12 protein-coding genes are annotated in these 14,865 nt (G+C 56.4%); 6 read left to right on the forward strand and 6 right to left on the reverse strand.

From position 1 onward, the window contains the following. Positions 1 to 100: 100 nt before the first annotated feature. From hpaR to AKJ29_RS06875, 3 genes are all read right to left on the reverse strand, one after another. Positions 101 to 526 carry a homoprotocatechuate degradation operon regulator HpaR gene (hpaR, locus tag AKJ29_RS06865; protein ID WP_055189313.1) on the reverse strand — a complete coding sequence of 142 codons (426 nt, stop codon included), beginning with the start codon at positions 524 to 526 and terminating at the stop codon, positions 101 to 103. Further along, positions 526 to 921, reverse strand: coding sequence for a hypothetical protein (locus AKJ29_RS19215; protein ID WP_055189315.1), 396 nt, complete (start codon positions 919 to 921; stop codon positions 526 to 528). The genes hpaR and AKJ29_RS19215 overlap by 1 nt, the downstream gene beginning before the upstream one ends. Before the next feature lie 308 nt (positions 922 to 1,229). Then, positions 1,230 to 1,610: a hypothetical protein gene (locus tag AKJ29_RS06875; protein ID WP_055189317.1), complete on the reverse strand. Its 381-nt coding sequence runs from the start codon at positions 1,608 to 1,610 to the stop codon at positions 1,230 to 1,232. A 129-nt stretch (positions 1,611 to 1,739) separates the two neighbouring features. On the opposite strand from AKJ29_RS06875, the gene AKJ29_RS06880 reads away from it, so the two are divergent. From AKJ29_RS06880 to pta, 6 genes are all read left to right on the forward strand, one after another. Further along, complete coding sequence (locus AKJ29_RS06880) at positions 1,740 to 2,456, forward strand: type 1 glutamine amidotransferase (protein WP_055189319.1); 717 nt, start codon at positions 1,740 to 1,742, stop codon at positions 2,454 to 2,456. 233 nt (positions 2,457 to 2,689) lie between these two features. Beyond that, a complete protein-coding gene (locus AKJ29_RS06885; RefSeq protein WP_055189321.1) occupies positions 2,690 to 4,075 on the forward strand; it encodes an aminotransferase family protein in 1,386 nt (461 codons plus the stop codon). A gap of 86 nt (positions 4,076 to 4,161) precedes the next feature. Beyond that, on the forward strand, positions 4,162 to 4,776 hold the full coding sequence (locus tag AKJ29_RS06890; protein ID WP_055189322.1) for a GNAT family N-acetyltransferase: 615 nt from the start codon (positions 4,162 to 4,164) through the stop codon (positions 4,774 to 4,776). A gap of 60 nt (positions 4,777 to 4,836) precedes the next feature. Next, on the forward strand, positions 4,837 to 6,300 hold the full coding sequence (pdxR, locus tag AKJ29_RS06895; protein ID WP_055189324.1) for a MocR-like pyridoxine biosynthesis transcription factor PdxR: 1,464 nt from the start codon (positions 4,837 to 4,839) through the stop codon (positions 6,298 to 6,300). Positions 6,301 to 6,412: 112 nt separating this feature from the next. Beyond that, positions 6,413 to 8,188 (forward strand): sulfoacetaldehyde acetyltransferase, encoded by a 1,776-nt coding sequence (gene xsc / locus AKJ29_RS06900; RefSeq protein WP_055189326.1) that lies wholly within the window; start codon positions 6,413 to 6,415, stop codon positions 8,186 to 8,188. A 104-nt stretch (positions 8,189 to 8,292) separates the two neighbouring features. Beyond that, a complete protein-coding gene (pta, locus tag AKJ29_RS06905; protein WP_055189328.1) occupies positions 8,293 to 9,309 on the forward strand; it encodes a phosphate acetyltransferase in 1,017 nt (338 codons plus the stop codon). Here the strand turns inward: pta and AKJ29_RS06910 are convergent. From AKJ29_RS06910 to AKJ29_RS06920, 3 genes are all read right to left on the reverse strand, one after another. Continuing rightward, positions 9,302 to 10,171, reverse strand: coding sequence for a phosphate acyltransferase (locus tag AKJ29_RS06910; RefSeq protein ID WP_055189330.1), 870 nt, complete (start codon positions 10,169 to 10,171; stop codon positions 9,302 to 9,304). The genes pta and AKJ29_RS06910 overlap by 8 nt on opposite strands. A 33-nt stretch (positions 10,172 to 10,204) precedes the next feature. After that, positions 10,205 to 11,419, reverse strand: coding sequence for a urate hydroxylase PuuD (locus tag AKJ29_RS06915; protein ID WP_055190437.1), 1,215 nt, complete (start codon positions 11,417 to 11,419; stop codon positions 10,205 to 10,207). Positions 11,420 to 11,634: 215 nt separating this feature from the next. Continuing rightward, positions 11,635 to 14,751, reverse strand: a complete 3,117-nt coding sequence (locus AKJ29_RS06920; protein ID WP_055189332.1) for a methyl-accepting chemotaxis protein — start codon at positions 14,749 to 14,751, stop codon at positions 11,635 to 11,637. Positions 14,752 to 14,865 lie beyond the last annotated feature (114 nt).

The raw sequence follows: 14,865 nt of genomic DNA on the forward strand, positions 1-14,865 counted from the left end.
GCGCGACCCGCAAGCAGGCCGCAGCGTCACATGTTTGTTGGCGCGCAACTTGTCCGAAAACCAGCGCGCACTGTTCGGATTGCGCCTGGGCAAAATCCGGTCAGTGGACCTCAGCCACCTCACGCAGTTCGGTCAGAAGATCCAGCAGGGTTTCCATCTTTTCTTCGCCAAACCGCCCCTCGAGGTTTTCGTAAAGCACGGCGGATTTGGCAGACATCTCTGCGTATTTCTGTTCACCAGCGGGGGCGATCTTGACCCGGCGACGACGGCCATCGCTGTCATCCACCCGCTCGATATAGCCCCGTTCCGTGAGGTTTTTCAGGATCCGGCTCAGGCTGGGCGGCATCAGCACACAGCGTTCCGCCAGTTCGGTGGCGCAGCAGGGTTTGCCCTCAGCCAGAACGCGGATCACGCGCCACTGCTGCACCGTCAGCCCGATCTGATCAAGCTCGTGGCGGAAAGGTTTCAGCGTGGCCTCGCGGGCGTGCAAAAGAGCAATGGGCAGGGCGCGATCAAGACTTTTCATCAATTGGTCCTCTCTCGGAGCGCCCCTGGGATGGGGGGCCATCCCGTTCGGCACATCCGGGTTTCGATCCCCTGGACGGGAAGGCTGAGACTGACGGGCGCATTGCCCGGCTGTGGGGTGAGCGCGGTTTTCACCGCTGCGTAAGAGCAATCGACGACACCTTCGCGCATAGCATCGTCCCGGCCCGGTCCCTGTCTCAGTCTTCTGTTCAGGACGTGACAAAGTTCTGCGTCTTCGGTGATGGGCCGCTCATTGGCGCCGATACCCGTGCACCGAACACCACCCGACAGGTGCTTTCCGGGAACAGGCAGGGCGTCACACAGGCGTTTTGCCAAGGCACCGTGATTGGCAACCTTGTCCAGCTCAGGGCTGCTTTCAAACGTCAAATGCGACATGCACCCTCCTAAACAACACAGGTTTGTGCGGCTGCGCCTCGCTCCCCCGTATTGCCCAATACAGAACACCCCACCGAGGTGAGGCCGTTTGAATTTACGCGTTAAGAATTCTTCCGCCTTGCCTTAGATCAAGTCCGGCGCAGGTGCGTTGCAAAAAATGGCTGAAAAACCGGAGGCCGATCCCGTTTTTTCTGGGGGAGCACGGGGCAGGTATTACAAGATCCGGCAGGCACCCCGATGGATCAGGCGGGAAGCGGTGTGGCCTCGCGTGCCTCACCGCCTCCGAAAACATCTACGACCGCGTAAGATCAGCCCGCGTCCCACACACAGGTCCAGACCGTCCGGGTCGAAACACCCTCTTGCTTCACAAACCCTTCCCCGGTCAGGATTTTCTTGCATTCCTGCATCCCCCCCACACCATAGACCTTAGGGGGGAACTCCAGCACATTTGCGCCAATCTCGGACGCGGTGGTGTCAAAATCACGGGTGGGCACGTCAACACGGCGGCGCTTTTCGTTATCTTCCCCCCCAACCACACCAAGACCAATTCCGATTTCCAGCACGGTATCGCCCTGCTGCACCACGGCAAGAGAGCCTTTGATCTCGTCCCCTTTTAGCGCCCCTTGTTGATCCGCTCGATCCGCTTTTCGTGCAGAAACCGCGACATAGACACTTTGGTTCCAAAACACTCCGCGGCCACATCTTTCATGCGTGATCCGATGACCACGCAGGGCCCGGAAGTGGGGCACGATGCCCTCCACGGTTTGACATCCGCCCGAAAGCCACCCAAACACGTTGCAGGTAACCTCGGAGACGTCATGCGCATCGCCATCCTAAGCCCCAATTCTGATGAAAGCGATTTCGCGTTTGACCTTTCTGGTGACGGTAAGAAATGGCTGAAGCTTCTCGCCAAAAAGCGCCCGGATTGGGTCTTTTCCTCTTTTACCGTCGATCAGGGACAGTTCCCAAAGGACATGGACAGATTTGATGCCTGGATCATTGGCGGCCGCGACCAATCGGTCTTGGATGACGCGGCTTGGCTTCGGCAATTATTTGATTACATTCACCTTCTTGTAAGCCAGCGACGCCCGGTTCTGGGCGTGGGATTTGGCCATCAGGCCATCGCAACCGCTCTGGGTGGTGCAGTGTCCCCCAATCCAAATGGATGGGTGCTCGGGTCAACCGAAACTGTGATCACCGCGCCCCCGCCCTGGATGCCAGCGGCACGTATCTGGCTTTATGCCTCGCATCATGATCAGGTGACGCAGCTCCCGGAAGGGGCGACAACTACCATGTCCCATCAAGACTGCCCCATCGCCGGCTATGTCATCGGCGACCACATCTTCACCACCCAAAGCCACCCCGAAATGAGCAACGAATCCTTTGCCGCCCTAGTTGAAACATTGGCCGACAGCAAGCCGACAGAAGTGATCGACGCTGCGCGGAAATCGTTGCCCTTAGGGGCAGACAATGGGGTGTTTGCAGATTGGATCATCACGTTTCTGGAACGGGATTTCGACCCCAACCAGAGGTGACTGGCAAAAGGGGCCGGCCTGACCACCTGTTTGCTATCCATTTTGCAGAAGGGTCATCCCTTCCCAAGCTTCGTTATGCACTAGGGGCAGAAATCTGGACCTAATCAAACAAACTTTTGGCCCTATGTTTTTACCCCCATTTTAGGCTGATAATTTGATCAAGAAATAGACAAACTCGCCAGGCAGCAGGCCCCCTTAAGCCTCCTCCCGGCACAACCCCAGGAGGTCCTGTCATGGATGGTGGAATGAACGACAATGACATCAGCAAAGTGGTTGCAGCCGACAAGGCACATGTCTGGCATCACCTGACGCAACATAAACCGTTTGAGACCAGCGATCCGCGCATCATCATTGAAGGCAAGGGCATGTCGGTCTGGGATCAGAACGGCAAGGAATATCTGGATGCCGTCTCGGGGGGCGTCTGGACCGTGAACGTGGGCTATGGCCGCACCGAAATCGCCGATGTGATCCGCGATCAGCTGATCAAGCTGCCCTATTTTGCGGGTTCCGCCGGGTCCATTCCCGGGGCGATGTATTCCGAACGCCTGATTTCCAAAATGCCGGGTATGAGCCGTGTCTATTACACAAACTCAGGATCCGAGGCGAACGAGAAAGCGTTCAAGCTGGTGCGCCAGATCGCCCATAAACGTTATGGCGGCAAGAAAACCAAGATCCTCTACCGCGACCGCGACTACCACGGTTCCACACTGGCAACCATGTCCGCAGGCGGTCAGGATGAGCGCAACGCACAATACGGCCCCTTCGCGCCCGATTTCATCCGCGTGCCGCATTGCATGGAATATCGCGCACAGTGGGATCTGTCGGGTGAGGAATATGGCAAACGCGCCGCTGACGCGATTGAAGAGGTCATTCTGGCCGAGGGGGCCGACACCGTGGGTGCGCTCTGCCTTGAACCGGTCACCGCAGGCGGTGGCGTGATCACCCCGCCCCCGGGCTATTGGGACCGTGTGCAGGAAATCTGCAAGAAATACAACATCCTGCTGCATATCGACGAAGTGGTCTGTGGCGTCGGACGCACGGGCACATGGTTTGGCTACCAGCAATATGGCGTCAAGCCGGACATCGTGACCATGGCCAAGGGGGTTGCCTCGGGCTATGCCGCAATTGCCTGCTGCGTGACCACAGAAGAGGTGTTTGACCTATTCAAGGACGACATGTCTGACCCGCTGAACTACTTCCGCGACATCTCCACCTTCGGGGGCTGCACCGCGGGTCCGGCGGCGGCCCTGAAAAACATGGAAATCATCGAAAACGAAAACCTGCTGGAAAACTGCACCAATATGGGCGAGCGCATGCTGGGCAACCTTCAAGCCCTGATGGAAAAGCACAAGGTGATCGGTGATGTGCGGGGCAAGGGCCTGTTCCTTGGCGTCGAACTGGTCTCGGATCGCAGCAGTAAAGAACCGGCTGCCGAAAAGGATGTTGGCGCGGTTGTGGCGGAATGCGGGGCGCAGGGCGTGATCATCGGCGCCACCAACCGTTCAATTCCGGGGCTGAACAACACCCTTTGCTTTAGCCCGGCATTGATTGCCACGGCCGATGATATTGACCGGATCACTGATACGGTTGACCGCGCACTGGGCAAAATCTTCGGGTAAGTCCAGTCAAATTGGACGGGTGAAATCAGACAAAGGCGGACCCTGCAGAGAGGTCCGCCTTTTTTGATGCTCAGGCAGCATCACATCTGAAAGGATCCCAAAAGTGTGGCCCCCCCGTCACCCTATCCGACACGGACGTCACTCTTGCACCGCTTTCCCATGACCATCTGACGGGCTTGCAAGAGGCCGTTGAGGATGGCGAAATCTACCGGCTCTGGTACACATCCGTCCCTGCCCCGGACAGGATGGAGGCTGAGATCACACGCCGCCTAGCGCTGCAAGATGCGGGATCAATGCTGCCCTTTTCGGTTCTCACACCAGATGGCAAGCCTGTTGGAATGACCACCTACATGAATATTGACGCCGCCAACCGACGTGTCGAAATCGGCTCGACCTGGTATTGTAAATCAGCGCAACGCAGCCCCGTGAACACGCAGGCCAAACGCCTGTTACTCACCCACGCCTTTCAGAGCCTGGACTGTATTGCCGTCGAGTTTCGCACCCATTTCATGAACAGACAAAGTCGGGTGGCCATCGAAAGACTGGGCGCAAAATGCGACGGGATCCTGCGCAGCCACATGCTCGGACCGGACGGGGCATTGCGCGACACTGTTGTGTATTCCATCATCGCATCCGAATGGCCCAGCGTTCAACAAAACCTGACCTGGGCGTTGGAGAAAGGTCGAAAACAGGCATCTTGAGCACGCCTTTAACAACAAGTCCAGATTGCTTCTCAGTTAAGTCCAGTATATAGTGAATTCATGTCTGTTCCCGTCGAAACATTTTTTCTGGACCCTGACGCACAAGGCACGCTTCAGGCGCAGATCCAGCAGATGATTGCCGAGGCAATTCTGTCCGGTCGCTTGCCACGTGGTGAAAAACTTCCGTCAACCCGCGCCCTTGCCAAACATTTGGGGGTCAGCAGAATTACGGTGACCCTGTCCTATACCGAACTTCAGGCCTCGGATTACCTTTCCTCGAAAGGACGAAGCGGGTTCTATATATCTGAAAATGCTCCAGAACCTCCGTCTTTCCAACCGCGACACCGAACCGAGGACAAGGTGGACTGGAACCGGGCCATCGGACATTCCTTCAGCGAAGTCAGCACCCCGCAAAAGCCGCAGAACTGGAGGCAGAACCGATACCCCTTCACCTATGGCCAGTCTGACGAAACCCTGTTTGACCACAATTCCTGGCGTCTTTGTGCCTTGAAGGCGCTTGGCCAGAAAGACCATGATTCCATGGTTCGGGATTATTATGACCAAGATGATCCAGAGCTGGTTGAATTCATCGCAAGACATATCCTTCCCCGCCGCGGAATTCTGGCCCGTCCTGAAGAAATTCTGATCACGCTGGGGGCGCAGAACGCCCTTTGGCTTTCCGCCCAGATCCTGTTGACGCAGCGCCGGACAGCGGCGATCGAAGATCCGTGCTATTATTCTCTGCGCGACATTCTTATGCAAAGTCGCTGCCATCTGGAACCCATTGCCGTAGATGCGGATGGATTGCCGCCAGAGGCGCTTCCGGATGGGACGGACGTGATTTTTGCCACCCCCAGCCATCAAAGCCCGACAACTGCGACCATGCCACTGGAACGCCGGAAACGCCTGTTGGATCGCGCTCGTGAGCTGGATGCGCTGGTGGTTGAGGATGATTACGACTTCGAGATGTCGTTTTTGCAACCCCCTTCCCCTGCCCTCAAATCGCTGGATAAGGAAGGGCGCGTGATCTATGTCGGCAGTTTCTCCAAATCCCTTTTTCCCGGCCTGCGCCTTGGTTATATGGTCGGGTCCGAACCGTTCATCCGCGAAGCCCGCGCCCTGCGCTCGACCGTTTTGCGCCACCCCCCCGGCCTGATCCAGCGCAGCGTCGCATATTTCCTCTCTCTCGGTCACTACGATGCCCTGATCCGGCGTATTGGCAAAGCCTACGAATCGCGCCGAAACGTCATGGAGCAGGCCATCTCGGAACATGGCCTAACCGCTTCTGGCAGTGGTGTTTTTGGCGGATCCGCCTTTTGGATGAAAGCCCCTGTGTCCGTGGATACAACCGAGCTGGCCGAGCTGCTGAAAGCGCAATCGGTGCTGATCGAACCCGGGAAGCCCTTTTTCGCCGGCAGCGGCCGGCCAAGAAACTTCTATCGCCTCGCCTATAGTTCAATTCCGACCGACCGCATCCCAAAAGGGATTTCCCTGATCGCTCAGGAAATCGAGAAACTGCGCTAACTGGTTATATTTCAGATTTCCAACTGGCCCTATTTGCGCCTGTTCTCACGACCTATCATCAAGTCAGAAAACAGGCGCATTTGCCACCGCTTGCGAGAAGAGGAAATCCATCATGAAAATGACGACGGAAGAAGCTTTTGTAAAAGTTCTGCAGATGCATGGGATTGAGCATGCCTTTGGGATTATTGGGTCGGCAATGATGCCGATTTCGGACATTTTTGAAGATGCGGGCATCACGTTCTGGGACTGTGCCCATGAAGGATCTGGCGGCTTTATGGCCGATGGTTACACCCGTGCCACAGGCAAGATGTCGATGATGATTGCCCAGAACGGCCCCGGCATCACCAACTTCGTGACTGCGGTTAAAACGGCCTATTGGAACCACACCCCGCTGCTTCTGGTGACGCCGCAGGCGGCCAACAAGACCATGGGCCAGGGCGGTTTTCAGGAAATGGAGCAGATGCGCGCCTTTGCCGATTGCGTCTGCTATCAGGAGGAGGTCCGTGACCCATCGCGTATGGCCGAAGTCCTGAACCGGGTGATCATGCAGGCCAAGCGCAACTCGGCCCCCGCACAGATCAACGTGCCGCGCGACTATTTCACCCAGGTGATTGATATCGACCTGCCTGCCATTGTGGATTTCGAACTGCCGCAAGGGGGCGCTGAGGCGCTGGATCAGGCTGCTGCGCTGTTGTCAGAGGCCAAGTTCCCCGTCATTCTGAACGGCGCTGGTGTGGTCATCGGCGGAGCGATCGAAGCGTCCAAAGCTTTGGCCGAGCGTCTTTCCGCTCCGGTTTGCTGTGGCTATCAGCACAACGATGCCTTCCCCGGCAGCCACCCCCTGCATGCGGGCCCCCTTGGGTATAACGGGTCAAAAGCCGCGATGGAGCTGATTTCGAAGGCCGATGTGGTGCTGGCGCTCGGAACCCGCCTGAACCCGTTCTCAACCCTGCCCGGTTATGGGATCGACTACTGGCCGGCACAGGCCAAGATCATTCAGGTCGACATCAACCCGGATCGAATTGGTCTGACCAAACCCGTCAATGTCGGGATCGTGGGGGATGCCAAACAAGTCGCCAACACCATCCTTGCAAAGCTTTCGGAGACCGCAGGGGATGCAGGACGCGACGAACGCCTGAACCTGATTGCCACGACCAAATCGGCCTGGGCACAGGAACTGAGCTCAATGGATCATGAACAGGACGATCCGGGCACCACCTGGAACGAGCGCGCCCGCGCGGCCAAACCGGACTGGCTCTCGCCGCGCAAAGCCTGGCGGGCAATCCAACAGGCGCTGCCCAAAGAGGCCATCATCTCGTCCGACATCGGCAACAACTGCGCCATCGGCAACGCCTACCCATCGTTTGAAGAGGGTCGCAAATACCTTGCACCGGGGCTGTTTGGTCCCTGCGGCTATGGTCTGCCCTCGGTGGTTGGCGCCAAGATCGGCTGTCCGGACGTGCCGGTCGTGGGCTTCTCGGGTGATGGCGCATTTGGTATTGCCGTGACCGAATTGACGGCCATCGGTCGCGAGGAATGGCCTGCGGTCACCCAGATCGTCTTCCGCAACTATCAATGGGGTGCGGAGAAGCGCAACTCGACCCTGTGGTTTGACGATAATTTCGTCGGCACCGAGCTGGACACCCAGGTGTCTTATGCCGGGATCGCCCAGGCGTGTGGTCTGAAAGGCGTGGTTGCCCGCACTCAGGACGAGTTGACCGCGGCACTGGATCAGGCCATCAAGGATCAGAAAAACGGCATCACCACCCTGATCGAGGCCATGATCAACCAGGAACTTGGCGAGCCGTTCCGCCGCGACGCCATGAAAAATCCGGTCAAGGTCGCGGGCATTTCCAAGGATGATATGCGCCCGCAGCAGGCGAAGTAGTCTCCTCTGGGGCTGCGCCACGATGGCGACGTGGCCCATTTTACGACTGAAGAGAGCGCCTCTCCTCCTCTTGGCGCTCTCTTATTTATCGGAAGGGCCACCCCATGAAACCCCTTGAAACCCTTTTGAAAAACGCCGCCCGGTCCCGGTTTCGCATTGTGCTATCCGAAGGGACGGATCCTCGGGTGGTTGAGGCGGCCTTGATTGCCGAGCGGGACGGGATTGCCCGTATGATCCTGATCGGCGCACAAGAAGATGTCGAGGCGGAGCTGTCCCAGCAAAATGCGCCCAAGGATCATGGCATCACGGTGTTTGATCCTCAAACATCCTCCCTCCTGCCTGAGCTCGCCTCTCTGTATCACCGCCTGCGCGCCCATAAGGGCATAAGCGCAGAAGAGGCCATGAGTATCGCGCAGGATCCCCATGTTTTTGCCGCCCTTCTGGTCAAATCCGGTCGCGCCGGCGGAACGGTTGGTGGCGCCGTCGCAACCACTGCGGATATCGTGCGCACGGCCATACAGGTGATTGGCCCGGCCCCCGGCTCCAAACTGGTTTCATCTTTCTTCCTGATGTTGTTCTGCGCAGATCATCACGCGAGGAAAGGGGCACATATTTTTGCCGATAGCGGTCTGGTCGTGGATCCGAATGCCGAAGAAATGGCGCAAATCGCGGCCGCATCCGCCGCCAGTTTCGAAGCTTTGACCGGCGAGGTTGCACGGGTTGCGATGCTGTCTTTTTCGACCCATGGCAGTGCGCAACACAACTCGGTCAGCAAAGTGGTGACCGCAACAGAACTTGCCCGCAACGCCAACCCAAAATTGCTCATCGACGGTGAATTGCAGTTTGACGCAGCTTTTGATCCTGGCGTGGCAGAGAAAAAGGCCGGGCTTTCTCCGCTGAAGGGGGAGGCAAATGTGTTCATTTTCCCCAATCTCGAAAGCGGGAACATTGCCTATAAGATTGCGCAGAGGATCGGCGGAGCTATTGCGATTGGCCCGATTTTGCAAGGCCTCGCGAAACCGGCAAATGACCTGTCGCGCGGCTGTTCGGCCGAAGATGTCTTGCACATGATTGCAGTGACCGCGGCCCAGGCAACCGCGCAGCTGGGTGATGTCAGCTAACAGCCCGCTCTGACAGGGAAATGGAAAGAAGGGTTGCGCCAACAATTTCGTCCACCGTGGCCCCTCTGCTCAGATCGCAGACCGGCTTGCGAAACCCCTGTAATATTGGTCCATACGCATGGGCACCTGCGAGCTCCTGCAGCAGCTTATAGGCAATATTACCGGCGTTCAGATCCGGAAAAATCAGCGTATTGGCGACCCCGGCCCCTCCCGCGCCTTTACGGGCAGCAATCACTGGGTTCAGCGCAGCATCCCCCTGAATTGGCCCAAGAAACCCAGTGGCTTCTGCCGCGGTCTTCACCTTCTCCACTGACGGGCCGATACCCGAACTTCCCGTAGAAAAAGACAAGAGCGCCACGTCAGCCCTGCCCAACAGAACACGTGCCGACCGGGCGGAAGCCCGCGCGATATCCGCAAGCTCAGCCGCACTTGGATCCGTGTTGACGGCACAATCGGCAAGAACCAATTGCCGCCCATTTGGCATTTCCATCAGGAAAAACGAGGACGCCGTGCGAATACCGGGCGCATATCCGACCGCCAGGGCGGCAGCCTCAATCACGCGGCGGGTTGGCGCGATGGCCCCGGCGACCATGACATCTGCCTCACCACAGGCCAGCATTGCGGCCGCCCGGATCAGGGGGCGCGCCAACATGCGTTCTGCAATGACGGCCTTCATTGGGCGAGCTGCCATCAGGACATCAAGCTGCGCCTGACTTACATCCGACAAGCCCAGCGGTTCCGCCAGACCTTCTTTTTCAAGGCGGGCCATCGCCTGAGTGACACGTTGATCATCGCTTTCTGGAAAGACGACCCGCAGCGCACGATTGCGCGCTACGTTTTTAGCTTTTTCCAGCATGTCCATCCACATCCCCTGCGCTGTCGCGCCAGCGGGGCATCATCCCCCGTTGACCGATCTGTACCACGCAACAATTGCTGCCCGTTCGGCAGGTTCCATAAAGGACAGGTTTGCCGGGGGCATCGCGTTTGTCACGCCTGCCTGTAGATAAACCGCCTTTGCCTGCCGGGCAATCTGTTCAGGCGTGTCCAGCCGCACCCCTTTGGGGGCAGACGCAATTCCATCCCAGAACACTTCTTCTGCATGACACATGGAACAGCGCCCCAGCAGAATTTCATGCACCTCTTCAAACCCCTCAGCCTCAACAAATCTTTGTTGCGCCGAGGTAAGCGACACCGCCTCTGTCTCGGAATATGGGGCGTGAAACTGCGGTGCTGCCGAAAGATAAACAATTGCCGCAAACAAAAGCGCGGCCCCCCCCCATGTCCAGTTTGGACGCCCCTGTCTCGCATGCATCGTGTTGAAATAATGTCGTATCGACACCCCCATGAGGAAAACCAACGACGCGATGACCCAGTTCATCGAGCTGGCAAAGGCCATCGGATAATGATTTGACAGCATCAGAAAAATTACAGGGAGGGTCAGATAGTTGTTATGGGTGGACCGCTGTTTTGCGATCTTGCCGTATTTTGCATCCGGTGTGCGATGCGCCAGAAGATCTGCCACGACAATCTTTTGATTGGGAATGATGATCAGAAACACATTGGCCGACATGATCGTCGCCGTGAATGCGCCCAGATGAAGCAACGCTGCCCGCCCAGTAAACACCTGAGTATACCCCCAGGCCATACCCACCAGGAGGATAAAAAGCAGGAGCATCAGTCTTGTATTGTCTTTTCCCAATGGGCTTTTGCACAAAAGATCGTAGACCAACCAGCCAAAGACCAGAGATCCACTGGAAATCAAAACCCCAGCCCAGGTTGGAATATCCAGCCTGTTCGGATCAATCAGGTAAAGTTCTGCCCCAAGATAATAGACCAGCACCAACATGAAAAAACCGGAAAGCCAGGTCGCATAGCTTTCCCATTTGAACCAGACAAGATCGTCAGGCATTTTTTCAGGTGCAACGAGATATTTCTGGATGTGGTAGAACCCGCCCCCGTGAACCTGCCACTCTTCCCCAAACGCTCCATGAGGCAAATCTGCCTCCCTTCGCAGACCAAGATCCAGCGCGATAAAATAAAAAGACGAACCGATCCATGCGATCGCGGTGGTCACGTGCAACCATCTGACCGCAAACTCGATCCATTCCATGACAATCACGCTGTCCAATGTTTTTCTCCTCTGGATAACTCTTAGGTGCCGGGCATTTTCAAAACCCGCCTCCCTTAGAAAGAAACATCGAACCTCAAATTGTCAACAATCTTGCGCGTGTGGCCCCCTTTGCCCGACCATCCACTCCTCGAAACAAGGCAGTTGCCGCCAACCAGACAGGAGTAACTCGATCTCAAGCCTCCTCCTTCTTACTTTCAAAACTCATCCCAATCCTCATAGGTATGGTCTGCTTCGATCTGCTGTGCGATTGCTACGGAGCTTTTGGGGGCCGCGAGGGGGTGGGGATGGAGGGCGCTCTCTTCGGTTTGTAAAACGGGTTCGACAAAAACATCACTTTCAATGATTTGTGCCGCAGGTCGTTCCGCCTGATCAGTTTTGAAACGAGACATGGTGCTGGTCAGCGTTTGGGCCTCACATGTCAAAGAATGGCTGGCTGCGGTTGTTTGTTCAAACATCGCCGCATTTTGCTGCGTCACCTGATCCAACTGGTTTACCGCCTCATTGATTTCCGCAAGACCTGCGCTCTGCTCTCGTGCAGATATGGCAATTTCACCAACATTTCGGCTGATTTCACTAACACTTTCCACAATCCCGACCAGGGCTTCTCCCGCTTGGTCCACCAGATGCACGCCACGTTTCACCTGGCTGCCTGAGGCGGAAATCAGTTCATTGATTTCTCGTGCAGCGTCAGAAGAACGTTGCGCCAAGGCCCGAACTTCCGAGGCGACCACCGCAAAGCCCCGCCCCGCCTCACCGGCTCGTGCCGCTTCGACCCCGGCATTCAACGCCAACAGGTTGGTCTGGAACGCAATATCGTCAATCACGCCGGTAATTTTCGAGATTTGCAAGGACGAGGTTTCAATCTCCCCCATGGCCTCCACGGCCTCCCGCACAACCTCGCCAGAAACTTCTGCATTTTTCCGTGCGCTTTCAACCACTTCATTAGCATGTGCGGCACCATCCGCTGCGGAACGCACCGATGATGTCAGCTCATCCAGCGCCGTGGCTGTCTCCTCCAGCGTGGCCGCCTGCCTTTCGGTTCTCTGCGACAGGTCATCCGCCGCATTCGAAATCTCGGACGCTTCCCCCTGGATCATCTCAGCATTCTCAACCACCCCACGCATCGCTGTAAGAAGGTTATCAACAGCCCGGTTGAAATCATGACGAAGCTGTTCGTAATTCTCGGAGAACGCATCCGTGATCTCGGTGGTCAGATCCCCATCCGACAAACGGCTCAACCCATCGCGCAGCGCGTCAACAACGCGGTTCTGCGCCGCCTCCATCTCGGCACGACGAACCTCCGATGCCTCTATCTCCCGCCGCGTCTCCGTAACATCCGTCGCTATCAAAACGATATTCAGCAGATCACCCTTGTCACAAATGACAGGGGTGATGCCCCCTTCAAACGTGACCCTTCCCCCCTCTGAACTGGCCAGATCATATCGGCCAAATACGCTTTCCCCCCGGTGAATGGACGCAAGGATATCATCGACTTTATCCTGTTCCATCTTTTGCTCCTTGAGCAGGCCCTCAAGTGTCAGGTCATCCAATTTCGTTCCCGCACCCAAGATTTTTCTGAAGAGGTTGTTGCTTTTTGTTGCAACCCCATCAGGTGCGAACTCGATCTTCACCTGATTGCTGTCGATCGATGAGAGCAGCGCGGTGTTCATGAAATCTTCGGTGACATCCACCCATTCCACCACGTAACCGATCGGATTGCCGTCGGGACCATGCACCCGGTTGATATCCAGATTCAGGCGCAGATTTGTCACCGAAATTGTCGCACGATACGGCAGGTTTTCTTCCTGCAACAAAAGGTTTCGGACACGCTCACGTAGCGCCGGGGGATGGAAAAGATCAGCGTTTTTCCCGATGATATCCTTGGCGGTAAAATCAGGAGCACACTCGCGCAGCCTTGCCTCATGCTTTTGCAGGAGCGCCATGCCTGCTTCATTCATGTGAAGGATATCCAGGTCATTGTTCACCATCATGATCGCCGCGGAAGAAGACGAGAATGCGGCGCCGCGAAATTCATTTTCTCTGGCGGTTTCTTCTGCCTCCAGCAATGACTGGCGAAACTGTTCAAGCGATTTGGAAATTTCACCTATTTCATCACCACGCTCGGTTCCATCCACCTTTACCTTGTAGTTTTTTTTCCCGATTTCGACCATTGAACGTGTCACTTTGGCGAGAGGGTTGACCAGACTTCGCGAGAACCAAAGTGCGACAACAGACACGAGAGCCGTGACAATCAAGCCGTTCAGAACCAGCATGTTGAGCAGGTCACGAACCCCTGACATCACCTCAGACATATCCTGCTCAGCAATGACCGCCCAATTTTTTCCCAGCGCATTCAGGGGGCCGAATGCCACAAGAACACGTTCCCCCCCATGCCCTTGAGTTTCCAAACTACCAGTTTCGCCAGCCAGGGCCATCTGCACAGCCAACGTTTCGATACGTTCCAGCCCATTGGGCCCACTGCCATCCCCTTGTGTGTCATCTACGCCGGATCGATTGAGATGATCTCCTCCTACAAAGTAAACTCGACCGGTCTGGCCAAGCCCTGTCGGTGCGTTGGCGATACCAGAAATCAGCGAGTCGGAAATCTGATAAACGAGGGCCCCGACACGTCCGCCTTGCCGGTCGAAAATGGGATGGGCAATGAATGCGGCGGCGCCTCCGGCGCTTGGCGCATAGGGGGAGAAATCTTCAAACGCCGTCTCACCAGCCTCAAGCTTCATCACCTGCTGATATACGCGGGCCAGGCCTGACTCCCGGAATTTTCCGGTCTGCAAATTGGTCGCGAAATCCTCTTCCTTCTTGACCGAGTAGATGACGTTCCCCTCCAGATCGACCAGAAACACATCATGGTAGCCATAGGTTTCAAGCATGGCCCGGAACTCATCATGGGTCTGGGCATGGACCGTGGAATAGGTGCTGTTATCACCCGACCATGACAGGTCAGCGCGCTTTCCCTGCGGGTGTGGATTGTCGGTTATAAAGGTTTTCTGAAGCTCCTGCTGCGGATCATCCAGCAAGCGCCATGACCTTGCAAAGCTGTTCATTGTACGAACGGTTGCATTCCTTGTCGCCGCCACAACGATTTCAGCAGAAACCGCTGTCAGATCACGCTCCAGTCGCTCTCGTCGTTCCGTTCGCAAGGCCTCTAGCGACTGAGTTGCCAATTTCATCAATTCCTGACTTTCAACCCGATAGGACACCCAGATTGAAACCCCGACGGACACCAGGACCAGAGAAACCATTGCAACAGGCAACAGCACGGCAATTGAGAACTTGCTCAGAAAGCGCATCAACACTCCATTCTTTCAACGAGGGGGCAGAGCTCTCCCGACTGAACGTCTCGAAAGGCAGCTTCAACATCCCCTAAAAGCCGCTCATTTTGTGACAGACAGGCATGAAGAATT

The sequence above is a fragment of the Aliiroseovarius crassostreae genome (genome assembly GCF_001307765.1).
Taxonomy (GTDB): domain Bacteria; phylum Pseudomonadota; class Alphaproteobacteria; order Rhodobacterales; family Rhodobacteraceae; genus Aliiroseovarius; species Aliiroseovarius crassostreae.

Excerpts from the sequence above, each read along its gene's own strand:
- hpaR (WP_055189313.1), bottom strand. The coding sequence starts at position 526 with ATGAAAAGTCTTGATCGCGCCCTGCCCATTGCTCTTTTGCACGCCCGC.
- pta (WP_055189328.1), top strand. The coding sequence starts at position 8,293 with ATGAAACCCCTTGAAACCCTTTTGAAAAACGCCGCCCGGTCCCGGTTT.
- xsc (WP_055189326.1), top strand. The coding sequence starts at position 6,413 with ATGAAAATGACGACGGAAGAAGCTTTTGTAAAAGTTCTGCAGATGCAT.
- pdxR (WP_055189324.1), top strand. The coding sequence starts at position 4,837 with ATGTCTGTTCCCGTCGAAACATTTTTTCTGGACCCTGACGCACAAGGC.
- AKJ29_RS19215 (WP_055189315.1), bottom strand. The coding sequence starts at position 921 with ATGTCGCATTTGACGTTTGAAAGCAGCCCTGAGCTGGACAAGGTTGCC.
- AKJ29_RS06910 (WP_055189330.1), bottom strand. The coding sequence starts at position 10,171 with ATGGACATGCTGGAAAAAGCTAAAAACGTAGCGCGCAATCGTGCGCTG.
- AKJ29_RS06885 (WP_055189321.1), top strand. The coding sequence starts at position 2,690 with ATGGATGGTGGAATGAACGACAATGACATCAGCAAAGTGGTTGCAGCC.
- AKJ29_RS06920 (WP_055189332.1), bottom strand. The coding sequence starts at position 14,751 with ATGCGCTTTCTGAGCAAGTTCTCAATTGCCGTGCTGTTGCCTGTTGCA.
- AKJ29_RS06880 (WP_055189319.1), top strand. The coding sequence starts at position 1,740 with ATGCGCATCGCCATCCTAAGCCCCAATTCTGATGAAAGCGATTTCGCG.
- AKJ29_RS06915 (WP_055190437.1), bottom strand. The coding sequence starts at position 11,419 with ATGGAATGGATCGAGTTTGCGGTCAGATGGTTGCACGTGACCACCGCG.